Consider the following 24358-nt stretch of genomic DNA (forward strand, 5'->3'; position numbering starts at 1 on the left):
ACACCGTTATCGCCTTGGAAGTGACATGCGCTCGAAAGGGCGTGGACGCTGCTGAATCTTGCAACGCGTCATCAGCACTGCCAGACATCACACGCCTGACCTATGCCGTGCCCTCATCCGCCCTTCGGGCACCTTCTCCCGGTGGGAAGGGAAGGCCGTGGCGGCACCTTGTTCGATTATCTGGTGCGGTCTTTGGCTGTGATGCATTGATTTGCGCGAGCCAGAGGCAATCATGTCGCCCCACGCGCGCTGAGTTCACAGCACTGACCGACAGGCAGTCCCACACCCGCTGCACCATCCATGTCACAGCACGCCCGGCGCAAACTGTGCCAGAACCGTGACAGTGCACCTGGCTCAGCGACTGCCATCACCACAAACCCTGCTGCTCCAGCATGCTGCGTCGCACCAGGGCGCTGGCATGGCGTTTGCTCTTTCCTTCTCGACGTTTCCGACGTCCGCGGTGCAATTGGCGGGTGCAACGCCTGTGCTGCGGAATGTTTCAACCGACTGGTTGTTCAATCGAGAGGGGTAGACGCATATGCACCAATCTTCCTGTCGTAGCCTGCGCAGCAGTGTGCTGCTCATGCTTGCGCTGAGCGCCGCGTTGGCTGGCTGCAAGAAAGACGCCGCCACGGAAACGACGACAACGCCCGCACCGGCCGCCAAGCCCGTCGCGCCGGCGGCCGCCGCCATGGTCGATACCGACAGCGAGTTCACCACCAATGCCAGCAACCCGGACAACTGGGGCGGCATCGGGCGCGACTTCGCGCTCACCCGGCACAGCCCGCTGGCCGAGATCAATCGCGACAACGTCAAGAACCTGAAGATGTCGTGGGAAATGAAGACCGATGCCACGCGCGGCCACGAAGGCCAGCCGCTGGTGATCGGCAGCGTCATGTACATGGTCAGCGCATATCCGAACAACGTGTTCGCCATCGACCTGGCAGCGCAGGAGGACGGCGGCAAGGTGTTGTGGAAGTACACCCCGCAGCAGGACGAACGCTCGGTGGCGGTGGCGTGCTGCGATACGGTCAACCGCGGCGCCTCGTACGCCGATGGCAAGCTGGTGTTCGGCAGCCTGAGCGGCGATGTGATCGCACTCGATGCCAAGACCGGCAAGGAAATGTGGAAGCAGAAACTCGCGCACCCGGACAAGGGCGAAACCCTCACCATGGCGCCGATCATCGCCGACGGCAAAGTGGTGGCCGGTATCAGCGGCAACGAGTTCGGCGTGCTCGGGCGCGTGGCCGCCTACAACCTGGCCGATGGCAAGCAGGCCTGGTCCTGCGATGCGGCCGGCACCGACAAGGCGATCTGCCTGGGCCCGGACTTCAACAAGGCCAATCCGCAATACGGCCAGCTCGGCGATCTGGGCGTGAAGACCTTTCCCAACGACGAATGGAAGCGCGGCGGTGGCGCGGCATGGGGCTGGTACAGCTACGACCCGAAGTTGAAGCTGGTGTACTACGGCACCGGCAATCCGGGTCTGTGGAGCCCGTCGTATCGCTGCGGCAAGACCACGCAGGAGGAGTGCAACAACGGCGAGCATGACAACAAGTGGTCGATGACGCTGTTCGCGCGCAAGATCGACACCGGCGAAGCGGTATGGGGCTACCAGAAGACCCCGTTCGACCAGTGGGATTACGACGGCATCAACGAACCGATCCTGGTGGACCTGAGCATCGACGGCAAGCAGGTGCCCTCGGTGGTGCAGTTCGATCGCAACGGTTTCGCCTACGTGCTCGATCGTCGCGATGGCACCTTGCTGCGCGCGCACAAGTTCGTGCCGGCCAACTGGGCCGAACGCATCGACATGAAGACCGGCCGGCCGGTCAAGGTGGCCGCGCATTCGCCGCTGGAACGCGGCAAGAAGGTGCAGGCGTTCCCGTCGGCGATGGGCGGCAAGGACCAGCAGCCGTGTTCGGTGGATCCAGCCAATTCGGCAGTATTCTTCTGCGGCACCAACAACTGGCACATGGAGCTGGAACCGCAGGAACGCGGCAACACCATGATAGGCCTGCCGTATGTGTTCGCCAACGTGATGATGAAGCCGAACCAGCCCGGCGCGCTGGGCATCGTCAAAGCGTTCGACGTGGTGGAAGGCAAGTCCAAGTGGGAGATCAAGGAGAAGTTCCCGGTGTGGAGCGGTACCCTGGTCACCGATGGCGGGCTGGTGTTCTACGGCACGCTGGATGGCTGGTTCCGTGCGGTGGACAAGGACACCGGCAAGAAGCTGTGGGAGATGAAACTTCCCTCCGGCATCATCGGCAACCCGATCGCCTACAAGGCCAATGGGCACCAGTACGTGGCGGTGTTCTCCGGCATCGGTGGCTGGATCGGTTTGCCGGTGGCGGCAGGTCTGGACCCGTCCGATCCGTACGGCGCGCTGGGTGCTGCCGGTCTGGCGTTCGGCGCCGGTTTCGACAAGATCCCGCTCGGCGGCATGGTGCACACCTTCCGTATCGATGGCGCCGGCAAGACGGTGTCCACTACCGCAACTGCCACTGCGGCCGCAGGCGGCGGTACCGCCAACGCAGCAGCGAAGACGGCACGATGAGATCCACGCAAGGCGTTGGACGCCAACGTCGGCAGCGCTCTGTCGGCGTGGGCGGCATGACCCGGCACCTGCGCAAGGGGCTGGTGGTTTGCAGCTTCGGACTCGTCGCCGCAGGTTGCACACGCGAGCCGTCTTCACCGGCGGCTCGCGCTTCTGATTCCGGTGCGGCGCCCACAGCGGCGCCTGCATCCACTGCAGCCCCAGCCGCCGCGCAAGCGCCGGCCAACACGCCGCCCCCTGCGCCCGATTCCACGGTGCTGCGCGTCTGCGCCGACCCGGGCAATATGCCGCTGTCCAACAAGGCCGGCGAAGGTTTCCAGAACAAGATCGCGCAAGTCGTCGCCGATGCCATGGGCCGGCGGTTCGAATACGAATGGCGCAGCTATTACCAGCGGGGACTGGCGCACAGCACGATCAATGCCGGCCGCTGCGATCTGCTGATGGATCTCAATAGCGACTTCGAGCAGGGCCTGACCACGCGGCCCGTGTACCGTTCGACCTATGTGCTGGTGACGCGCAAGGGCCTGGAGCTGAGGCCGCGTTCGCTGGACGATGCAGCATTGAAATCGATCAAGCTGGGCGTGTTCCAGAGCTCGCCCGCACGCCAGGCCCTGTATGAGCACGGCATCAGCGGCCAGGTGCAATACCTGTTCTACGACTCGGCCACCGCACCGGAAGAACATCCGGGCAAGCTGGTCGAGCGGGTGGCTGCCAGCGAGCTGGATGCGGCCGAATCCTGGGGCCCGGTGGCCGGTTACTACGCGGCGCGCGGTGGGCTGGGCATGGTGCCGTTGAACACCATCGACGATGCGGTGCTGGAGTATTCGATGGCGTGGGCGGTGTCGCGCAAGAATGCGCAACTACGCGATGCATTGAACAAGGCACTGCAGGACAACGCGGCAAAGATCGCGCAGATCCTGCATGGCTATCACGTGCCGCTGGTCCGTTGCAGCGACTGCATCGTGGCTGGCGATCTGCCGTCGCATGGGCCGTACACCACACCGGCCTCCGCATCGACCGCGCCGAGTCCTGCCGCCTCGTCGCAGGAACTGGCGCAGCTGCAGCTGCGCATCGCGGACGGCGCCAACCCCAACCAGGAACTGACGCATGCGCTGGATGCCGGCGATGCGGTACGTGCGGCGTGGCTGTTGCGGCATGGCGCCGATGCCAACACGCCCAACCTGCTCGGCGAGCCGCCACTGCATCAGGCCATCCGCAACCAGGAACCGGATCTGGTCGGCCTGTTGCTGGATGCCGGCGCACGGCTGGAAGCGCGCGATGCCAGCGGCTGGACTGCCTTGATGAAGGCGGCCTGGGCCAACGATGCCGACAGTGTCGGCCGCCTGCTGCGCAAGCGCGCGCCGGTGGACACCGTGTCCGGCGATGGCTGGAGCGCACTGGATCTGGCGGTGTCCTACGCCGATGCCGAGGTGGTGCAGGCACTGCTTGCTGCCGGCGCAAATGCACGGCGCGCCAACGCCACCGGGTTTACGCCGGTGATGTTTGCAGTGGCACGCGACGACCCGGCCATTCTCGACGCGCTGCTCGCGCGCGGCGCCGACGTGGGGCACGCCAATCAGGCCGGTGTCACCGCCTTGATGCTGGCCGCAGCCGCCGGGCGCGAGGACGTCGCCAAGCGTCTGCTGGCGGCCGGTGCCGACCCAGCGGCACGCAACCGCGATGGCAAGACCGCCGCGACATTGGCACAGGACCGCGGCAATACCGCGCTGGCTTCGCTCCTTAACGAGGCCAGGCGCCCTGCCAGACGCTGACCGTTTCATCCACCGCGTGCACGGGGTGCGCGGTGTTCCCGCCGATCAGAAAGGTGCGTTCATGCGCAAGTCCACCGTGGGTTATACCGATCGTTCCGTTCGCGCAGCGCTATGCGGCGTGCTGCTCAGTGCAGTGCTGGCGGCATGCAGCAAGGAAGAAGCGCCGCCGCCTGCTCCGGCGCCGGATGCGGTGGCACCCGCTGCCGCCGGCGCACTCGCACCCGCACCCGCACCCGCCGCCACAGCACCGGCCGCCACAGCGCCGGCAATGCCCCATCTCGCCGCCGGGCCGGCGCCCGATCCAGCCACCCCGCCTGCCCCGCCGGCCACCGTGGTGCCGATTCCGAAGGGGCCGGAGGTCAAGGTCACCCCGGAGCTGGTGGCCGACGGCAAGAGGATCTATTTCTCGGCCGGCTGCAATGCCTGCCACGGCGGCACCGGTGGCGGCGGCATGTGCCCGCCGCTGACCAACGATGTGTGGGTGTACGGCAGCGACGACGACACCTTGCGCGCGCTGATCAGCGAAGGCACCGCCGCGATGATCACCCATGGCAAGACCCGCATCGGGCACGAAAAAGTCGTTGGGCAGATGCCGCCGTTCGCACCGGTGCTCAAGCCCGGCGATACCGAGAAGCTGCTGGCCTTCATCCATTCGGTCAACAAGACCGCGGGCAAGGCGCAATGAAGCCAGTCGCACCGAGAGCGGCCTCCGGCACCTGGCCGCGCCTGGCGACCATGGGCGCGCTCGGCACATTGCTCCTGCTGGCCAGCTGCCAGCGCGATGCGACGGTGGCGGCCTCCACGGCGGCGCCCGCAGCCTCCGCGCCGGCACGCGCCACCGATGCAGCGCCGACGCCCTCGTCGCCGCCGGTATATGCGTATGTGCCCAATCAACGCAGCGGCACGGTGTCGGTGATCGACACTGCCAGCGACACGGTGGTGCGCACGCTCAGTGCGCAGGGCCAGCTCGGCAAGCGCCTGCAGCAGGTGCTGCCCGGCCGGCAGGGGCTGCTGTATCTGATCGATGCGCAGCATCACCGGTTGATCGAACTGGACACCGCCAAGGACACCGTGGAGCGCCAGGTGGACATCGGCGAAAACGCCGAAGGCATCGCACGTTCGCCCGATGGCACCCAGTTTGCCGTGTGCGTGGAAGGACAGAACCAGGTGATGCTGATCGCTGCGGCGCAGTTCCGCGTGCAGGAGGTCATCGCCACGCGCGGGCATGCACCGGAACATTGCGCGTACACGCCGGACGGGCAGTGGCTGCTCACCAGCAACGAAGGCTCCAACGACATGGACATGATCGAGCTGGCCACGCACCGGTCGCGCGGCGTGGTTGCCACCAGCGGACATCCACGCGGCATGGCGTTCGCCCCGGACGGACACAGCGTCTACATCGCGCAGGAAACCGCCAACGTGGTGGACGTGATCGATCTGAAGACCCGCACGCGCCGCGCCAGCCTGCCGGCCGGTGTGCGCACCGCCGGGGTCACCCTGTCGGCTGATGGCGCGCGGCTGTACGCATCCAATGGCGGCGCCGGCACCGTGAGCGTGATCGATACCCGGCAGGGGCGCAGCGTGGCCGAGATTCCGGTCGGCTTGCGGCCCTGGAACCCGGCACTGACACCGGCCGGCGACAAGCTGTATGTGGCCAACGGGCGCTCCAACACGGTGAGCGTGATCGATACCGCCAGTTTGCGCGAACTCAAACAGATCCCTGTCGGCGAACTGCCGTGGGGCGTGGTCATCGCGCGCTGAGCGGCGCCCATGCCGAGATGCGCCGGGGAGGCGGGATGAAGACACGCGCTGCGGTGGCCTGGGGCCCGCATCAGCCGCTGACCATCGAAGAAGTGGACCTGCAGCCGCCGCGCCCCGGCGAAGTACTGGTACGCCTGGTCGCCACCGGCGTCTGCCATGGCGACGCGCATGCGCTGGCGCATGGGCAGGCAGGCAGCTTCCCGGCGATCCTGGGGCAGGAGGGGGCCGGCATTGTCGAAGACGTCGGCATCGGCGTGACCAGCGTGCGGCCCGGCGATCACGTCATCCCGCTGTACATGCCCGAATGCGGCGTGTGCAAGTTCTGCCGCTCCGGGCGCACCAACCTGTGCCAGGCGATCCGCAGCAGCCAGGAGCGCGGCCTGATGTCCGATGGTAGCAGCCGGTTCTCATTGAATGGGCGCCCGATCCTGCACCATATGGGCACCAGCACGTTTTCCGAATACACCGTGCTGCCGGAGATCGCGGTCGCGCGGATCCAGCCGGAGGCAGCGCTGGATCAGGTCTGCTTGCTCGGCTGCACGGTCACCACCGGTGTGGGCGTGGTGCTCAACAGCACGCATGTGCGGCCCGGCGACTGCGTGGCGGTGTTCGGGCTGGGCGGGATCGGCTTGTCGGTCATCCAGGGCGCAGTGCTGGCGCAGGCCGGGCGCATCATCGCGGTGGATATCGACCCGGGCAAGTTCGCACTGGCACGCGCGCTGGGCGCCACCGATTGCCTGGACCCGCGCGACTACGGCGCACCGATCCAGCAGGTGATCGTGGACCTCACCGATGGCGGTGCCGACCACAGCTTTGAATGCGTAGGCGATGTCGGCGCAATGCGCGCGGCGCTGGAGTGCTGCCACAAGGGCTGGGGCGAGAGCGTCATTCTCGGCGTGGCCGACGATGTGCAGGAAATCAGCACCCGCCCATTCCAGCTGGTCACCGGGCGGGTGTGGCGTGGCAGCGCGTTCGGCGGGGTGAAGGGGCGCAGCGAGTTGCCCGGCTATGTGAAGCGTTATCTGCGTGGCGATCTCCAGCTGGCACCGCTGATCACCCGCACGCTCGCATTGGACGACATCAATCAGGCGCTGGCAGATCTGCGCGCGGCGCGCGGCATCAAATCGATCATACGGTATTGAAGGAGACGACATGAGGTCGACGCATCGCTTGCCGAGGTATTGCAGCACACCGCCATTTCGCACCGCACGCCATGGCCGCGATGCAGTGCAACGGCATCGGCTCGCCTGTGCGTGCGCAGCGTTGGTGTGCGCCGGCACGACCGGCATTGCACATGCGGACGAGGCGCCGCAAGTCACCTGGCTGGATCGGATCGACGTCACCGCCACGCCCATTCCGGGCACCACCATCGATGCGGCGCAGCTGCCGTACATGGTGCAGTCGGCGACCACTGCGGAGTTCTCGCGCGGGCGCAGCAACAACCTCAGCGATCTGCTGCAACGCCGCTTTGTCGGTGTGGATGGCAACGATGTACAGGGCAGCGCATTTCAGAACGACCTCACCTTCCATGGCTTCCGCGCATCGGCCTTGCCGGGTGCCTCGCAAGGCGTGTCGGTGTACCTGGATGGCGTGCGCGTCAACGAACCGTTCGCCGACATCGTCAGCTGGGACATGCTGCCCGAATCGGCCATCACCGCCGTGACCTTGATGCCTGGTTCCAACCCGTTGTTCGGGCCGAACACGCTTGGCGGTGCGGTGGTGTTGTCCACCGCATCCGGCCTCACTGCGCCCGGACTGCAGGGCGAACTGACCACCGGCAGCGGCGCGCGCAAGCGGCTGGACGCCAGCTACGGCATGGCTGGCGGCGATGGCTGGCACGGCTTTATCGCAGTGACCGGCTTCGACGAAAACGGCTGGCGCGATGCCTCCGAAGGACGCCTGGGCACGCTGTTCGGCAAGCTCGGCCGGCAAGGCGATGACACCGACTGGAGTCTGTCGTTGCTGCATGGGCGCAGCCGCCTGATCGGCAATGGCCTGCTGCCGGACACGCGCTACACCGATGAAGGGCCAGAGCCCGGGCTGTATCGTGTCGATCGCCGCGCGGTGTATACCTCGCCCGACCTCACCCGCAATCGCAACACGCTGCTGACCGCGCAACTGGATCACCGCTTCGATGCCGACACCGCGCTGCACGCGCTGGCGTACTCGCGGGCAGGGCGGCGCGACACCGTCAACGGCGACATCGGCGAGGACTACGAAGAGTTTGTCGAGGAGTGCGCCTCCGGCTACGCTGCCGATGGCAGCGCGCTGGATGCCGATTGCGAGGTGGCGCGCGCCGATGCCGATGCGCTGCACACTGGCGCGCTCAATACCACCCAGATGCGGCAGCAAGCGCAGGGGCTTGCGCTCAACCTGAGCAAGCAGTGGGGCGCGCATGCGCTCAGTGCCGGTGTCACCTTCGACCGCGGGCACGTGCGTTACCGCCAGTTCGCCCGCGATGGCTGGGTGCAGCCGGACCGCTCGGTGGTGGCAGATCCAGATGCCGAGCGTGCGTTCTTTTCCGGCGTGCGCGGCAGCACCAAGACCCTGGGCGCGTTTCTCGCAGACACCTGGGAGCTAGGCGCGGCCACCCATCTCACTGCCGCCGTGCGCTGGAACCGGGTGGTGGTCGACAACATCCTCTCCACTGCCGAAGACGGCGACCGCCCGCGCGAGCGCTTCGTCTACGCCAAGGCCAACCCCTCACTGGGGCTCACCCATCGGCTGGAGTCCGGCCTGACCGTGTACGGCTCGGTGGCGCAGAACACGCGCGCGCCCACGGCGATCGAGCTGGGGTGCGCCGATCCCACCCAGCCGTGCCGGCTGCCGACCGGCCTGCAGGCCGACCCGCGCCTGGAGCAGATCGTCTCGCGTACCTACGAGCTGGGCGCACGCTGGTGGCCATGGGCCGACAGCAACGCGACGGTGTCGGTGTACCGCGCCGACAACCGCGACGACATCTTGTTCTTGCGTGCGCCCGATACGCAGCTGGGCTACTTCGATAACGTGGGCCGTACCCGCTACCAGGGCATCGACGCGGCGCTACACCTGCGCAGCGGCGACTGGCAGTGGTCTGCGGGGTACAGCTATCTGGATGCGACCTATCGCAGCAGCGGCGAACTGCTGTCCGGCGAACGCGTGATCGCCCTGCGGCCGGGCCTGCGGATCGCAGCGCTACCGCGGCACAACCTCAAGCTCGGCGTGGAATGGCAGCGCGATGCGCTGACGTTGGGCATGGGCGTGCGCGCGGTCTCCGGGCGGGTAGCCAGCGGCAACGAAGACGGTCAGGTCGACAACGCCGAAGACGGCGAAGCCGCGCCCGAGCGCATCGACATCGTCACCGCCGGCTATGCGCTGGTGGATCTGCAGGCGCGCTGGGCCATCACTGCGCGCGTGTCGCTGTTCGCACGCATCGACAATGTGTTCGACCGCCAGTACGCCACCTATGCGGCCGTGGCCGAAGACGTGTTTCCCGATGGCGAACTCGCCCGCCCGCAGCAAGCGCCGGTGGAAACCGGACCGGCCAGCTTCCTGGCACCGGGAGTGCCCCGGCAGTATCTGATTGGCTTGCGGTGGGCGCTTTGATTATTGGGAATAGGGAGTAGGGAATCGAGAATGGGTAAGAGCAAGGGTGCTTGGCTCTACGATTCCCGATTCCCGATTCACCCGGTATCCAGACCGTGCTTGCGCAGCTTGCGATACAGCGTATTTCGGCTGATCCCTAGCGCATCGGCGGTGCGGCTGACATTCCAGCGGTAGCGTTCGAGTTGTTGCTGTAGCACCAGGCGTTCGGCCTGATCCAGTGCGGCGCGGCCGGACATGTCGTCGGCGGCCACCGCGCGGCCATCGACCAGGCAGGGCGCGCTGCCGGCATCGACGATTTCCTGCGGCAGGTTGGGCAGGCCGATCACGCCATCGCTGCACAGTACCGCGGCGGTGCGCAGCACGTTGCGCAGCTGACGCAGATTGCCGGGCCAGGTGTAGCTGAGCAGTTTGTGCATCGCTTCTTCGCTGATGCGCACGCCTTGCTCGCAGTTTTCTTCGCGCAGCAGCGTGCGGATCAGTTCGGCCTTGTCGCTGCGTTCGCGCAAGGGCGGCAAGTGCAACACCACGCCGTTGAGCCGGTAGTACAGGTCCTCGCGAAACTCGCCCGAGGCGACGCGTTGTGCCAGGTCGCGGTGGCTGGCACTGATCACGTGCAGCTCCAGCGGCACTGCGCGTTCGCTGCCGAGAGGAGTGACGCATTGTTCTTCCAATACCCGCAGCAGGCGGCTTTGCAGCGGTAGCGGCATGTCGCCGATTTCATCCAGAAACAGCGTGCCGCCGCTGGCCTGCAGCAATTTGCCGTGGCGGCCTTCGCGTGCGGCGTCGGTGAAGGCGCCGCGCGCGTAGCCGAACAATTCGCTTTCGATCAATGCCTCGGGGATCGCCGCGCAATTGATCGCCACGAACGCATTGCTGGCCCACGGCGAGCCGCGATGCACGGCTTTGGCGAATTCTTCCTTGCCGGTGCCGGTGTCGCCGCGCAACAGAATCGAGACACGGTGCGCGGCCAGCTTCAACGCATTGGCCAGGTTGTGGCGCATGCGCGGGTCCGAGCCGACATGCTCGCCCGGCTGCAGGTCGCACTCCGGCGCCACCTGTCCGGCCCCGCCGATGGACGCCGGTGCAGCGCGCGCGCGGGGCGGCCGCACCAGTGCATGGAAACGCCGCCCGTGGCACGCACAGCGAATCGACCACAGCGTGCCTGCGTCGCTGCCGGCGCGGTGCTCGATGGTGTCGAAATCCAGCTGCATCACCTGCGAGATGTCGCGGCCCACCAACTGGCTGCGGTCCAGCTTGCCCAGTTGTTCCAGCACCGCTTCGTTGACTGCCAGGACGCGCCCGTCGGTATCCATGGCGATCAGTGCTTCGTGCAGGAGCCCGGCAAATTCCGGCCGGCTATGGAAGCGCAGGATGAAGGCGTGGCCGAACTGATTGAGAAAGTGCGAGCGCGAGATCTGCGCGGCCGACATGCTGACCAGGGCCATGGTATGCCGCTGGATCTGCTTGCTGTCCTGCGCATTGGGAGTAGAGGCGTCCAGCACCGCCAGCAGGCCGCCATGCGGGTCCAGGATCGGCGCGCCGCTGCACGACAGTGGCAGGTGCCGGGTCAGGTAATGCTCGCCGCGGTGCACGCTCACCGCAGTGCGCTCGGCCGCACAGGTGCCCAGGCCGTTGGTGCCTTGATGGCACTCGGCCCAGCTGGCGCCGCAGAACAGGCCGGCCTGGCGGAATTCGCGCAGCAGAGTGGAGTCGTGCACGCTGTGCAGCACGGTGGCCTCGGCATCGCCGAAGATCACCGCATAGCCGCTGCCGGCAATCTGCTCGTACAGGTTTTCCATTTCCACCCTGGCGATGCGCAGCACCTCGCCCAGGCGCTGCTGGCGCTCGCGCACATGCAGTGCGTCGTGCACCAGTGGCTCGGGGGTCGCTTCGGGCAGCAGCGCGTAATCGTCCAGGCAGCGCCGCCACGAGCGCGACAGTGGCGCGGCCAGCGGCGCGATGTCGCGCAGCCGTCGGATGTGCCGGAGGGTATCGGGTTCGATCTCCGGCAGGCTGATGGAAGCGGCAGCGACAACGCTTGGCTCTGACATGGGCCAGCGTTCCTCAGTGGGCGCGAGACGCCAGTAGAGACCCAAACCGGGCCCTTGCTCAAACTGCATTGCAGCAAACGGGATGGCGATACGGACGCCAGATGTCGACAGAGCCTCTCTGCCTGCGGGGCGGGAAGGCGCGGCTGGCACGCCGTGGGCGCGTGTGCCTTGGGAGCGCCCGCGGCGCAAGCGCGCAGGAGCGCGGAGGGGGTTGCGGGGGCGTGTTGAGGGTACGGAGCGAAGCCTCGGCACCGTTCAATCTGCACGAGGCGTTGCTCATAGCCCATCCGCCCTTCTCCCCCATAAAGGAGGACACTGTCCCGGTGGGAGAAGGGCAAGGCGCGCGTTACAGCGCGTAGCCGAACTGCTGCTTGAACTGGTCGTTGAATTCGGCAAAGTCGAAGCGCTGGTTCTGCGTGCCCGGGTGCTCCACCTTCAGCGCGCCCATCAGGTTGCCCATGCGGCCGATGGTCAGCCAGTCATAATTGTGCTGGATGCCGTAGATCAGCCCGGCGCGGAACGCATCGCCGCAGCCGGTGGGATCGACCACGCGGCGTTCGTGCGCCGGCGGGATGTCGGAGGTCTTGTCCGGCGTATGCACCAGCGCGCCCTTGGGACCCTGGGTGGTGATATAGGCCTGCACGCGCGAGACGATGTCCTTCTCGTTCCAGCCGGTGCGCTCCTGCAGCAGGTTGGACTCGTAGTCGTTGACCACCACGTAATCGGCCTGCTCGATGAACTGGCGCAGCTCCGGGCCGTTGAACAGCGGCATCGCCTGGCCGGGGTCGAAGATGAAGGGGATGCCGCCGGCAGCGAACTCTTCCGCATTCTGGATCATGCCTTCGCGCCCGTCCGGGCCGACCAGGCCCAGGGTCACGCCCGGCACGTCCTTCACGTGATTCTCGTAGCTGCGCATCATCGCGCCCGGATGGAAGGCGGTGATCTGGTTGTTGTCGTGGTCGGTGGTGATGAAGGCCTGCGGGGTAAACAGGTCCTCGATGATCTTCACCCGCGACAGGTCGATCCCCAGCGTCTCGAAGTGCTCGCGGTACGGGCCGAAGTCCTGGCCCACCGTGCCCATCGGGATCGGCGCGCCGCCCAGCAGGTGCAGGTTGTAGGCGATGTTGCCGGCGCAACCGCCGAACTCGCGACGCATGCGCGGGACCAGGAACGACACATTCAGGATGTGCATCTTGTCCGGCAGGATGTGGTTCTTGAACTGGTCCGGAAACACCATGATGGTGTCGTAGGCGAGGGAACCACAGATCAGTGCGGACATCGAATCAGGCCTTTGCGTAGGGAAATACCCGCCAGTTGCCGGGCATGGCAGCGGGACGGCGCGAGCGCCGCGGCGCAAAGGGTAACGGCTGCGACCGATCAGGGCCACAACCGCATGCCATGCCCGGCGTGACCGGCACATGAAAACCGAGGCGAAATCCCCGATTTTTCCTTGCTCACCCCGGGGGGGATTGCTAGGCTAGCCGACTTCGTTTTCTGCCCAAAATTTCGCCAGTCTGGCGGCAGGGCACGCGACTTACCCAGGAACAACTCCCTCGATGTTCAAGAAACTGCGCGGCATGTTCTCCAACGACCTGTCCATCGATCTGGGCACGGCCAATACGCTGATCTACGTGCGCGGGCAGGGCATCGTGCTGAACGAGCCATCGGTGGTGGCAGTGCGTCAGGACCGCGCGATCGGCGGCACGCGCTCGGTGGCTGCGGTCGGCGCGGAGGCCAAGCAGATGCTCGGTCGTACCCCCGGTCACATCACCACCATCCGCCCGATGAAGGACGGCGTCATTGCCGATTTCACCTACACCGAGGCAATGCTGAAGCACTTCATCAAGAAGGTGCACAAGTCGCGCTTCCTGCGCCCTAGCCCGCGCGTGCTGGTATGCGTGCCGGCCGGTTCCACCCAGGTGGAACGCCGCGCCATCAAGGAATCGGCGGAAGAAGCCGGTGCGCGCGATGTGTACCTGATCGAAGAACCGATGGCCGCGGCGATCGGTGCCGGCATGCCGGTGACCGAGGCGCGCGGCTCGATGGTCATCGACATCGGCGGCGGCACCACCGAGGTGGCGGTGATCTCGCTCAACGGCATCGTCTACTCGCAGTCGGTGCGCGTGGGCGGCGACCGCTTCGACGAGTCGATCACCAATTACGTGCGCCGCAACCACGGCATGCTGATTGGCGAAGCCACCGCCGAGCGCATCAAGCTGCAGATCGGCTGCGCCTACCCGCAGGACGAGGTGCAGGAGATGGAAATCTCCGGCCGTAACCTTGCAGAAGGCGTGCCGAAGATGATCAAGATCAACTCCAACGAAGTGCTCGAAGCGCTGCACGAGCCGCTGTCGGGCATCGTCTCGGCGGTCAAGCTGGCGCTGGAACAGACCCCGCCGGAACTGTGCGCCGACGTCGCCGAGCGCGGCATCGTGCTCACCGGCGGCGGCGCGCTGCTGCGCGACCTGGACCGCCTGATCTCCGAAGAAACCGGCCTGCACGTGCAGGTCGCCGACGACCCGCTCACCTGCGTGGCCCGCGGCGGCGGTCGTGCACTGGAGCTGGTGGACATGCATGGCAACGAGTTCTTCGCGCCGGAGTGAGGCGTTCGGGATTCGGGAGTCGGCATTGGGGATTCGCAAAGGCGGTTCCTGCCTACGGCCCGGCGGGATTGCCCCGCAGTTCCGCTGATTCACGTGTTAGCCGCATTCGTCTCGGGGCCAGCCAAGTGCGCCCCGAATCCCCAATCCCGAATCTCCAATCCCGGCCCTGAACGTGCCCTCCTACGCCGGTCCTCCCGTCGCCTCCCGTCCGGGCGAAGTCACCTCCACGCTGCGGCTGCTGGTCTATCTGGTGCTGGCGGTGGTGCTGATCGCGCTCGATAGCCGGGGCGGCTGGTTGAGCCAGGTGCGGCTGCAGGCCAATCTGCTGATCCAGCCGATCTGGGCGGTGGCCGGGTTGCCGGGGCGGATCGGCTCGCAGGTGCGCGACAACGCCGCCACCCATGCGCAACTGGTGGAAGAAACCCGGGATCTGCGCAATCAGCTGCTGGTGGCCAATGCGCGGCTGACCCGGCTGCAGACCGCCGCGCTGGACAACGCGCAGTTGCGCGAGCTGCTCAACGTGGCCGAGCGCCGCGGCCTGGACGTGCAGCTGGCACCGATCCTGGACATCGACCTGGACCCCACCCGCCAGCGCCTGCTGCTGGACGCCGGCAGCCGCGATGGTGTGCTGCTGGGCCAGGCGGTGATCGATGCCGGCGGGTTGATGGGCCAGGTGATCGAAGTGACCCCGCTGCATTCCACCGTGCTGCTGCTCACCGACCCCGACCATGCGGTGCCGGTCAGCGTGGCCCGCAACGGCGTGCGCCTGATCGTCTACGGCCGCGGCGACCGCCTGGAGCTGCGCGACATCCCGCTCAGCGCCGGCGTGCAGGTGGGCGATGAGATCGTCACCTCCGGCCTGGGCGGCCGCTTCCCGGCCGGCTTTCCAGTGGGCAAGGTCTCCGAGCTGCACCCGGACGACACCCACGCCTTCCTGGTCGGCGAACTGACCCCCGCTGCCAAGCTCGACCGCGGCCGCGACGTGTTGCTGCTGCGGGCGGGCAAGCCGCTGCGGGTAGTGCCGGGAATGGGGAATGGGGAGTTGGGAATCGGGAATGGCAACAGCAACGGCAACGGCAACGGCAATGCCGCGCCTGCTGCCACCACCGCGCCAGCGAGCCTGCCGATGACGGCAACACCGCGCACGGCGGCGAGCGGTGTTGCCAGCGCGGCGACCGATCCGGCACGTGCGGAGGCGGGCGCAGCATCGGGCGCCGCACCCGCACCAGCCGCCAGTACCGGCGCTGCGCCGCGCGCCCAGTCCACGCCGACATCGGCCAAGCCTGGTGCGCAGCCTGCTAGTGCGCCGGCACCCAGCCGCCCGTCCAGCATGCCCGCGCGTACTCCTGCATCGAACAAATTCAGCACCCAGAACCCTGATTCCCGCCCCGAGTCACCGCAGGGCTCACAGGCGTCAGGGAACGCAGAATCGGGAACCGGCAACCGCAACACCCCACAGCCGCAGAGCACCGCTCCTAACGATTCCCGATTCCCGACTCCCGATTCCCGTCCGGCTCCGCAGGAGACGGACCAATGACCCGCATGCGCAATACCTGGATCCTGCCGGTCAGCATCTTGATCGCGCTGGTGCTGGGGCTGCTGCCGTTGCCGGCGGTGGTGCAGCCGCTGCGGCCCTATTGGGTGGCGCTGGTGCTGGCCTACTGGGTGATCGAGGAACCGGACCGGGTGGGGCTGGGCATCGCTTTCGTGGCCGGGGTATTGGCCGACCTGCTGTATGGCGGGCTGCTTGGCGAACAGGCGCTGCGGCTGGTGATCATGACCTTCATCCTGCAACGCTTCCGCGCGCGGATGCGCTTCTTCCCGGTGTCGCAGCAGGCGCTGGCGATCGGTGGGCTGCTGTTGAATGACCGGATCGTCTCTTCGGCGGTGCATCTGGCGGTCGGCGAGCCGACCTTGCCGTGGAGCTACTGGTGGGCGCCGCTGCTGGGCATGGCGCTGTGGCCGCCGCTGTTCGTGCTGCTGGACGCGGTGCGGCTGGGCAAGCGGAGCAAGAAGTAAGTCATGCACGGGCGGCGCCACCCCAAGAATCCGCACGCCGAGGCCGAGCAGTTCCGCCGCCGTGCGGTGCTGGGCTTTGTGATGGTGGTGATCTGTCTGGTCGGCCTGGGCGGCTGGTACTTCAAGCTGCAGGTGCTCGACCACGAGGTCTACGCCACGCGCTCGGAAGCCAACCGCATCAAGCCCAGGCCGGTGGTGCCCGGGCGCGGCATGATCTACGACCGCACCGGCCGGCTGCTGGCCGAAAACGTGCCGGCCTTTCGCCTGGACGTGACCCCGGACAAGGTCGCCGACATGGACGCCATGCTGGCCGCGCTGGGCAAGGTGATCCCGATCGCGCCGGAGGATCTGGAGCGCTTCAACCGCGAGCGGCGCGCGCGCCGCAGCTTCTTGCCGGTGACGCTCAAGCTGCGCATGAGCGATGAGGAAATGGCGCGCTTTGCGGTGGAGCGCTGGCGCTTTCCCGGCGTGGAGCTGGAGCCGTATCTGACCCGCCGCTATCCGTTCGGGCCGTTGTTCGCGCACATCATCGGCTACGTCGGCCGGATCGACGAAAAAGACCTGGCGGTGCTGGGCGAGGGCAATGCCGCGCTCACCCACATGGGCAAGTCCGGGCTGGAGCGGTATTACGAGCAGGACCTGCGCGGGCAGGTGGGCTACGAGCAGGTCGAAACCAACGTACAGGGGCGGGCGATCCGCACTGTCGGCCGGGTCGCGCCGCAGTCGGGCGCGGACCTGCGGCTGTCGGTGGATGCCGACCTGCAGCGCGCGATGGTGGCCGCGTTCGGCGAGCACGAGGGCGCGGCGATCGCGATGGACCCGCGCACCGGCGAGATCCTGGGCATGGTCAGCCTGCCCAGCTACGACCCCAACCTGTTCGTCAACGGCATCTCGCATACCGACTTCAAGATGCTCAACGACAACCCGTCGCGGCCGCAGTTCAACCGGCTGGTGCTCGGCGGCGTGGCGCCGGGCTCCACGCTCAAGCCGCTGATCGCGCTGGCCGGCCTGGACAGCGGGCTGCGCCGGCCGGAAGACCGGGTGCTGTCCACCGGCATGTTCTATCTGCCCGGGGTCAGCCGTGGCTGGGGCGACTCGCACCGCGGCGGCCACGGCTGGACCGACCTGCGCAAATCCATCGCCCAGTCGGTCAATACCTATTACTACCGGCTGGCGGTGGACATGGGCATCGAGCGCTTCGACCGCTACATGTCCGACTATGGATTCGGCCAGCCCACCGGGGTGGACCTGCTCGGTGAAATCGGCGGCATCCTGCCGTCGCCGGCCTACAAGTACAAGACCCGCAAGGAGCGCTGGTATCCCGGCGACACGGTCAATATCGCCATTGGCCAGGGCGACTGGAAGGTCACCCCGCTGCAGCTGGTGCGCGGGGTATCGGCCATCGCCGGCGGGCTGCTGCTGCGCCCGCACCTGGTGCTGGAGCAGCGCACCGGCTTCGACCATCCCTGGCAGCCGATGATCCAGCCGCCGGGCAAGCCGGTCAGCCCGAGCGCAGCGCACCTGCAGGTGGTGCGCGAGGGCATGATGGACACCATGCGCCCGGGCGGCACCGGGTATGCGATCACGCCCGGCGCGCCGTACCAGATGGCCGGCAAGACCGGCACCGCGCAGGTGGTCAGCCGCAAGGGCGTGGCCGCGGTGGACCCGCGCAGCCTGCCGATGCACCTGCGCCATCGTGGCCTGTTCGTCGGTTTTGCGCCGGCCGACAACCCGGTCATCGCGGTCGCGGTCGCAGTGGAGGGCGGCGGCTTCGGCACCAGCTCGGCGGCGCCGATCGCGCGCAAGATCTTCGACGCCTGGCTGCTCGGCAAGATGCCTGCGGGCATCCTGCCGCTGGACAGCGAACTGGGCATGACCGCGGTGGGCATCAACCAGTTCGAAGCCGGCGCCACCGATGCACGCCAGGCAGGCGATACGGCCGCCGCCACGCTGGAAGACCTGCCGGTGGTGATCGGCCAGACTGCGGTGGCGCTGGATCCCAGCACGCCCGCGCAACCTGTGGTGCCGGACGTGCCGGATGCGGTGCAGGAGACCGACCATTGAGTGACATCCTGCGCTGGTTGGTGGACATGGCCGCGCGCTTCACGCGCAGCCTGGACTGGGTGCTGTGCCTGGCGCTTGGCGCGTTGATGGTGATCGGCCTGTCGGTGCTCAAGAGCGCCGGCGGCGCCGCCAACGGCGATCACCTGGTGATGGCGCAAGCCGTGCGCTTCGTCATCGGCCTGGCTGCGATGTGGGGCATTTCGCGCATGTCGGTGCTGCGCCTGCGCGCCTGGACGCCGTGGGTGTACGGCCTGTCGATGCTGCCGTTGCTGGCGGTGTTCGCGCTGGGCACCGGCAAATACGGCCGCCAGTGGCTAGACCTGAAAGTGTTTTACCTGCAGCCGGCCGAGCTGCTCAAGATCAGCCTGCCGATGATGGCGGCCTGGTATCTGCATCGCATGCCGCTGCCGCCGCGCATCTCCACCGTGCTGGTGACCGGGGTGATCATCGGCGTGCCGACCGCACTGATCATGCTGCAGCCGGACTTCGGCACCGGCGTGCTGATCGCCGCCAGCGGCGTGTTCGTGCTGCTGCTGGCCGGGTTGCCGTGGTGGTGGGTGGCGGTGGGCATCGGCGGGGTCTCGGCGGCTGCGCCGGTGGCTTGGTTCTGGCTGCTGCGCCCGTACCAGAAGGACCGCATCATGATGTTCCTCAATCCGGAAAACGACGCGCTCGGTGCCGGCTGGAACATCATCCAGTCCAAGATCGCCATTGGCTCCGGCGGGCTGGATGGCAAGGGCTGGGGGCTGGGCTCGCAATCGCATCTGAACTTCATTCCCGAGCAGACCACCGACTTCGCGTTCTCCGTGCTCAGCGAGGAATTCGGCTGGATCGGCGTCGCCACCGTGCTGACCTTGTATCTCGTTGTCATCGGCCGCTGCCTGTGGATCGCCTCGCAGGCACGCGACACCTATTCGCGCCTGGTCGCCGGTGCCACCGGCCTGGCGTTCTTCGTCTACGTGCTGGTCAACGGCGGCATGATCTCCGGCCTGCTGCCGGTGGTGGGCGTGCCGATGCCGCTGATGAGTTACGGCGGCACCTCGGCAGTGTCGTTGCTGGCCGGGTTGGGGCTGGTGATGGCGGTGAAGTCGCATCGCCCGGTGCATGGGTATTGAGGCCGCGCAGCTGCACTGCATCGCATGCGTGCGCGCGCGCTGTGATCGCCAGGCAGATTGCCTGACTTGCGTCACGCCGATCACTCCGCGCGCAGCAGGCCTGCACGATCGCGTTGTTGACGGTCGTAACGCGCGCATGTCATCGCGCTGACAGCTCGGCACCTGTGGCGTGTTTTGCGCGCTGCGTTGCAAGGAGCGCGCAGCGCGCGGGCGTGACTTCGCTCGCACGGTGCCCGATTCGCTCATCTGTTACGGGCGCACCCCACGCTCCGTAGAGTCCGCCACGCCGCTGCAGCGACGGCGGCCGCGCCGCGTTGCCCGCATGGGCACGTGCACCTTTCTTTCGGACGATCTCCTGTATGAAACTGCTTTCTGTTGCCATTGGCGGCGTCTGTCTTACGCTTGCTACGCAGGCCGGTGCCGTCACCTTCGCCACCGGTGATGCCCGTGCTGTCTCCGAGCCCTCGATTCCCGCCAGTTGTCAGCCGCCCTTGAAGGCCAGCCGAACGCCGGCCGGGCGACAATTCGACGATGTGCTGGAAAAAACGCCACCCGATACCGCGACGATCCAGAACGCGCTAAATACCTGCAAGAGCGGAAGCGTGCTGCTGACCAGTGGCAGCGGCAACGCGTTTCTGACTGGCCCGCTCTCGATTCCAGCGAATGTCACCTTGGTCATCGACCAAGGCGTCACGTTGTACGGCTCACGCGATCCGGCCGACTACGGCAGCGGCTGCGGCGTGGCCGCCTCCAAGAGCGGTGGCTGCCTGCCGTTGATCAGCGTCAAGGGCAATAACGCCGGCGTCATGGGCATTCGTACCGGCGGGCGCCAGGGCACCATCGATGGGCGCGGCGATCTGACCATGCTGGGCAAGAGCACCACGTGGTGGGAGTTCGGCGAAAACGCCAAGAAGGCCAATCTGGTGCAGAACAGCCCGGACCTGATCAAGGTGCAGAACTCCAATGCGTTCACGCTCTACAACGTCAACCTGATCAATGCGGCGTACTTCCATTTCTTTTCGCATATCGTCAACGGCCTCACCATCTGGGGCGTGCGGGTGAAGTCGCCGGCCACCAGCCCCAATACCGACGGGCTGGATCTGGACAGCGTGGTCAACGCCACCATCCACGACAGTGACGTGATGGGGGGCGACGACGGCGTGGCGATCAAGACCATCGCGTCCAAGTCGGCCAATATCACCGTACGCAACTCCCGGTTCTACGGCACCCACGGCATCTCGATCGGCAGCGAGGTGATGTCTGGCGTCAGCAACGTGCTGGTGGAGAACAATGCATTGGTGTCCACCGACGATGCGGGTAACCGCAGTACCGACAACAACGGCCTGCGCATTAAGACCAGCATCGTCAAGGGCGGCCCGGTCAGCCAGGTTACCTATCGCGCGACCTGCCTGTACGGCGTGACCAGTCCGGTGGTGATCAATCCGTTCTATGCCGGAGGCAGCGGCGGCACCAAGCCGACCTTCAGCGCCATCGTCGTGGACGGCTTGCGCAGTGCCAACGATGCCGGCGGCAAAGGCTGGATCCTGCGCGGCTACGACGCGCAGACGCCGTTGGATCTGGTGCTGGCCAATGTGGTCACCGGAAACACGTCGGTCACTGCGAGCAACGCGAAGATCGGGCTGAGCAACAGTGCACTGACGCCCACCGGTCCTGGCGTCACCACCGGTGCCGTGCAAGTCGAAGGCGCCGTGCCCACCTGCTCGGGCGCGCCGCACTTCCCGGCACTGTAAGACATCCGGCGCGGCCATTGAACGGTCGCGCCGGACCTGCAGCTGCCGACGCGATAACGACGCCCCGGAGGGGCACTGCCCGGGCGTTGTCTGAAGAGCCTGCCTTGCAACTGCAGTCATGGGCGCAGGCGCAGGTTCCGGCATGCAAGATCGATCAGCCACTGGGCGAACCGGCCATCATCGGGCGATTGGCAAGGCCGCTGCTGGACAGGCCGCTGTGGCCGCCGCAGGCTGCGACCCCGGCCTCAGGCCACGATCTTCAGTGGTCCGATGTTTCACTCTCGACCCGCCGGCCCCTGGTCCTCCTGTTCTGTTGTTCCCTGGCCTCCCCGTCTTCAGCCCGCTTCCCAATCCCCAATCCCCAATTTGCTGCAGCCCGCCTTGACTTGAGTCAAAGTCTTTGCGTTTCATGGCCTTATTGCCAGAAGTTCATCTGATGTCTGTTACCCTCGGCCGATGATTCGACGCACCCTGACCTGCCTGCTCACCCTCGGCCTAGTCGCCTGCGCGACCCAGCCCAGCCCTCCGTTCCCGCCGCCGGCGGCCAGCGCTCCCCCGGCAAGGCCGCCCGGTACTCCGGCAGCGTCTGCTACGCCCGCCAGTGCCGCTGCCGAAGCGCCCGCGCTTCCGCCGGTCGACCTGACCCCGGTGCCATTCGAGATCGCCCGCGCAAACTTCGTGCGCGACACCGCCGCCCGGTACGGCATCGATGCCGCGCAGATCGAAGCCACGCTGGCGCAAGCGCAGTTCAAGGACGCCATCGTCACCGCGATGTCGCGTCCGGCCGAACGGGTCAAGCCGTGGAACGACTACCGGCCGATGTTCATCACCCAGGCCCGCATCGATGGCGGGCGCACGTTCCTGGCCGAACACCGTGCCGAGTTGAGCAAGGTGGAGGCTGCCACCGGTGTGCCGGCGCAAGTGATCGTGGCCATCATCGGGGTGGAAACCAGCTACGGTACGAACGCAGGCAAACACCGCGTGCTGGATGCGCTATACACGCTGGCGTTCCGTTATCCACGCAGCGGCGACCCGGCCAAGCTCGAGCGCGAAGTGCGGCGCGAGCTGTTTTTCCGCGATGAACTTGGTCAATTGTTCGCGCTCGGCAAGGAAGAGCAACTCGACGTCACCGCGCTGATCGGCAGCTACGCCGGTGCGATGGGCATGGGCCAGTTCATGCCATCGAGCTACCGCCAGTTCGGTGTCGATGGCGATGCCGACGGCAAGCGCAATCTGTTCACCGATTACAACGACGTGTTCGCCTCGATCGCCAACTACTTCGTCAAGAAGGGCGGCTGGGTGCGCGACGGGCAGGTAGCGGTGCCGGCTACGCTGGCCGCCGGCCACGAGGAATTCAATCCCACCGACTGGTCGCCGGTGTATACGCTGGCCGACCTGTCGGCGCGTGGCTATCACCCCAACGCACCGGTGGTGGCCGGCAGCACCGCCACGCCGATCAGCCTGGATGATGCCAACGGCAAGCAGTACTGGCTGGGGTTCCAGAACTTCTACGCAATCACCCGCTACAACATCTCCAAGATGTACGCGATGGCCGTGTTCCAGCTGTCCGAGGCCATCGCCGGCAAGGAGTTACCACCGGCATGAACAGCATGACAGGCCCCAAGTGGCTGATCCCGATGGCATTGATGCTGGGCCTGGCGGCCTGCAGCAGCGCACCGAAGAAAGGTGCCGGCAGCACCGGTAGCGGTGCCATCAAGGGCGTCAAGGTCGATGGCAAGGGACCGGCGTATGTCGCGACCGGATGCCCCCCCACGTCGCCGTACGCGGCGGCCAAGGAAGACCCGTCCACGCGTGGCGATTACACCGCCGGCGGCCTGTACAAACCCGGCGTCAAGGACAGTACGCCGGACCACGTGCCCAACGTGGCCTGCATTCCCGAACCCCTGGTCACCAACGAGCCGCGCTCGGCGGTGGGCAACCGCTCGCCGTATGAGGTGCTGGGCAAGCGCTACGTGGTGATGGACAACCCCGGCGACTATGTCGAACGCGGGACCGCCTCGTATTACGGCAGCAAATTCCACGGCCGGCTGACCTCCAACAAGGAGGTCTACGACATGTACGCCTTCACTGCCGCGCACAAGACCCTGCCACTGCCAAGCTTTGCACTGGTCACCAATACCGACACCGGCGACTCGGTGGTGGTGCGGGTCAACGACCGCGGTCCGTTTCACGACGGACGCGTGATCGATCTGAGCTACGCCGCGGCGGTCAAGCTGGGCATCACCGGCAAGGGCACCGGCAATGTGGAAGTGCGCGGGCTGACCGAAGCCGATAACGGCAACCTGCTGGCCAAGCGCCGCCGCAGCCAGCCGGCCTCTACGGCCGTTGCCACGGCGCGGCCTGTTGCGGGCAGCAGCCAGATCGATGGTCTGGTGCAGCGCCTGCCCACCCGCACCGTGCCGCCACGTGCGGCGGCGAGCGCAGGTACGGTGGTTGCCGCGCCTGCCGCTGCCTCGAATGGCGCTGTGGTCATCCCGGCCGGCGAACGGTGGCGCTATCGCGTGGCCGATTCGCGCCAGCCCGGTAATGCCGACAATTTCGATGCCTGGATGCAGGCGCAGGGCGTACGTGTGGCCACCGGCAAGCCGGCGGCCGCCACGCCGCGTCCGGCTGCTGCTGCGCCGGTTGCCGTCGCGGTGGTCAAGGCGCCGGCGAGCGCGCCTGCGCGCCCGGTCAAGGTCGATCCGGTTCCGGCCAGGGCGCCCAGCGCCGCCGAATCCGCGCTGGGCGACATCCTGTTGCAGGTTGCCAGTTTCGCCAGCCGCGAAAATGCCAATCGCGCGCTGTCGCAGCTGGCATCGGCCGGCATCGCCGGAGCCAGCGTCAGCGATATCGTCAGTGGCGGACGTACCTTGTGGCGCCTGCGCGTCAATGCACGCGATCACGCCAATGCCTCGGAAATCGCGCAGCGCATCGCCGGCCTGGGCTTCGGGCGCCCGCAGATCGTCGCCAACTAGCGACGATCGATCCGGCAGCCAAGGCGTCGGCGGGTAGGCCGGCGCCCGCTATCGACAGGTAGCGTCGGGCAGCCGCGATCACGACGCGCCCAATGCAGCTTG

At 66.9% G+C, this 24358-nt stretch carries 16 protein-coding genes; 14 read left to right on the forward strand and 2 right to left on the reverse strand.

The window, feature by feature from the left end; all coding sequences use genetic code 11:
- The first annotated feature begins 538 nt into the window (after nt 1-538).
- From XCSCFBP4642_RS0105525 to XCSCFBP4642_RS0105550, 6 genes are all read left to right on the forward strand, one after another.
- Complete coding sequence (locus XCSCFBP4642_RS0105525) at nt 539-2557, forward strand: methanol/ethanol family PQQ-dependent dehydrogenase (RefSeq protein ID WP_084624423.1); 2019 nt, start codon at nt 539-541, stop codon at nt 2555-2557.
- Nucleotides 2554-4329, forward strand: a complete 1776-nt coding sequence (locus tag XCSCFBP4642_RS0105530) for a quinoprotein dehydrogenase-associated putative ABC transporter substrate-binding protein (RefSeq protein ID WP_029218921.1) — start codon at nt 2554-2556, stop codon at nt 4327-4329. Before XCSCFBP4642_RS0105525 ends, XCSCFBP4642_RS0105530 begins: the two co-directional genes overlap by 4 nt.
- Nucleotides 4330-4354: 25 nt before the next feature.
- Nucleotides 4355-5014, forward strand: coding sequence for a c-type cytochrome (locus XCSCFBP4642_RS0105535; protein WP_029218922.1), 660 nt, complete (start codon nt 4355-4357; stop codon nt 5012-5014).
- Nucleotides 5011-6090 (forward strand): beta-propeller fold lactonase family protein, encoded by a 1080-nt coding sequence (locus XCSCFBP4642_RS0105540; protein WP_029218923.1) that lies wholly within the window; start codon nt 5011-5013, stop codon nt 6088-6090. The genes XCSCFBP4642_RS0105535 and XCSCFBP4642_RS0105540 overlap by 4 nt, the downstream gene beginning before the upstream one ends.
- A gap of 35 nt (nt 6091-6125) precedes the next feature.
- A complete protein-coding gene (locus tag XCSCFBP4642_RS0105545) occupies nt 6126-7232 on the forward strand; it encodes an S-(hydroxymethyl)glutathione dehydrogenase/class III alcohol dehydrogenase (RefSeq protein WP_033898041.1) in 1107 nt (368 codons plus the stop codon).
- A 121-nt stretch (nt 7233-7353) separates the two neighbouring features.
- Complete coding sequence (locus tag XCSCFBP4642_RS0105550) at nt 7354-9675, forward strand: TonB-dependent receptor (RefSeq protein WP_029218925.1); 2322 nt, start codon at nt 7354-7356, stop codon at nt 9673-9675.
- A 77-nt stretch (nt 9676-9752) separates the two neighbouring features.
- Here XCSCFBP4642_RS0105550 and XCSCFBP4642_RS0105555 read toward each other — a convergent pair whose 3' ends face one another.
- Nucleotides 9753-11726 carry a sigma-54-dependent Fis family transcriptional regulator gene (locus XCSCFBP4642_RS0105555; protein WP_029218926.1) on the reverse strand — a complete coding sequence of 658 codons (1974 nt, stop codon included), beginning with the start codon at nt 11724-11726 and terminating at the stop codon, nt 9753-9755.
- Nucleotides 11727-12072: 346 nt separating this feature from the next.
- Nucleotides 12073-13005, reverse strand: coding sequence for a carbohydrate kinase family protein (locus XCSCFBP4642_RS0105560; protein WP_029218927.1), 933 nt, complete (start codon nt 13003-13005; stop codon nt 12073-12075).
- Between the two features lie 277 nt (nt 13006-13282).
- On the opposite strand from XCSCFBP4642_RS0105560, the gene XCSCFBP4642_RS0105565 reads away from it, so the two are divergent.
- The 8 genes from XCSCFBP4642_RS0105565 (at nt 13283) to XCSCFBP4642_RS0105600 (ending at nt 24256) form a co-directional block, all read left to right on the forward strand.
- The gene (locus XCSCFBP4642_RS0105565) at nt 13283-14329 is read left to right on the forward strand and encodes a rod shape-determining protein (protein WP_003482734.1); all 1047 of its coding nucleotides are present in this window, start codon (nt 13283-13285) and stop codon (nt 14327-14329) included.
- Between the two features lie 172 nt (nt 14330-14501).
- Complete coding sequence (gene mreC / locus XCSCFBP4642_RS0105570) at nt 14502-15866, forward strand: rod shape-determining protein MreC (protein ID WP_029218928.1); 1365 nt, start codon at nt 14502-14504, stop codon at nt 15864-15866.
- Complete coding sequence (mreD, locus tag XCSCFBP4642_RS0105575; RefSeq protein ID WP_029218929.1) at nt 15863-16348, forward strand: rod shape-determining protein MreD; 486 nt, start codon at nt 15863-15865, stop codon at nt 16346-16348. The genes mreC and mreD overlap by 4 nt, the downstream gene beginning before the upstream one ends.
- A gap of 3 nt (nt 16349-16351) precedes the next feature.
- Complete coding sequence (gene mrdA, locus XCSCFBP4642_RS0105580) at nt 16352-18412, forward strand: penicillin-binding protein 2 (RefSeq protein ID WP_029218930.1); 2061 nt, start codon at nt 16352-16354, stop codon at nt 18410-18412.
- Nucleotides 18409-19527 (forward strand): rod shape-determining protein RodA, encoded by a 1119-nt coding sequence (gene rodA, locus XCSCFBP4642_RS0105585; protein WP_029218931.1) that lies wholly within the window; start codon nt 18409-18411, stop codon nt 19525-19527. Before mrdA ends, rodA begins: the two co-directional genes overlap by 4 nt.
- A gap of 359 nt (nt 19528-19886) precedes the next feature.
- Nucleotides 19887-21278, forward strand: coding sequence for a glycoside hydrolase family 28 protein (locus XCSCFBP4642_RS0105590; RefSeq protein WP_029218932.1), 1392 nt, complete (start codon nt 19887-19889; stop codon nt 21276-21278).
- A gap of 456 nt (nt 21279-21734) precedes the next feature.
- Nucleotides 21735-22883, forward strand: a complete 1149-nt coding sequence (gene mltB / locus XCSCFBP4642_RS0105595; protein WP_029218933.1) for a lytic murein transglycosylase B — start codon at nt 21735-21737, stop codon at nt 22881-22883.
- Nucleotides 22880-24256: a septal ring lytic transglycosylase RlpA family protein gene (locus XCSCFBP4642_RS0105600; protein ID WP_029218934.1), complete on the forward strand. Its 1377-nt coding sequence runs from the start codon at nt 22880-22882 to the stop codon at nt 24254-24256. Before mltB ends, XCSCFBP4642_RS0105600 begins: the two co-directional genes overlap by 4 nt.
- Nucleotides 24257-24358 lie beyond the last annotated feature (102 nt).

Origin of the sequence: Xanthomonas cassavae CFBP 4642, from assembly GCF_000454545.1 — a bacterium.
Classification (GTDB): Bacteria; Pseudomonadota; Gammaproteobacteria; order Xanthomonadales; family Xanthomonadaceae; genus Xanthomonas; species Xanthomonas cassavae.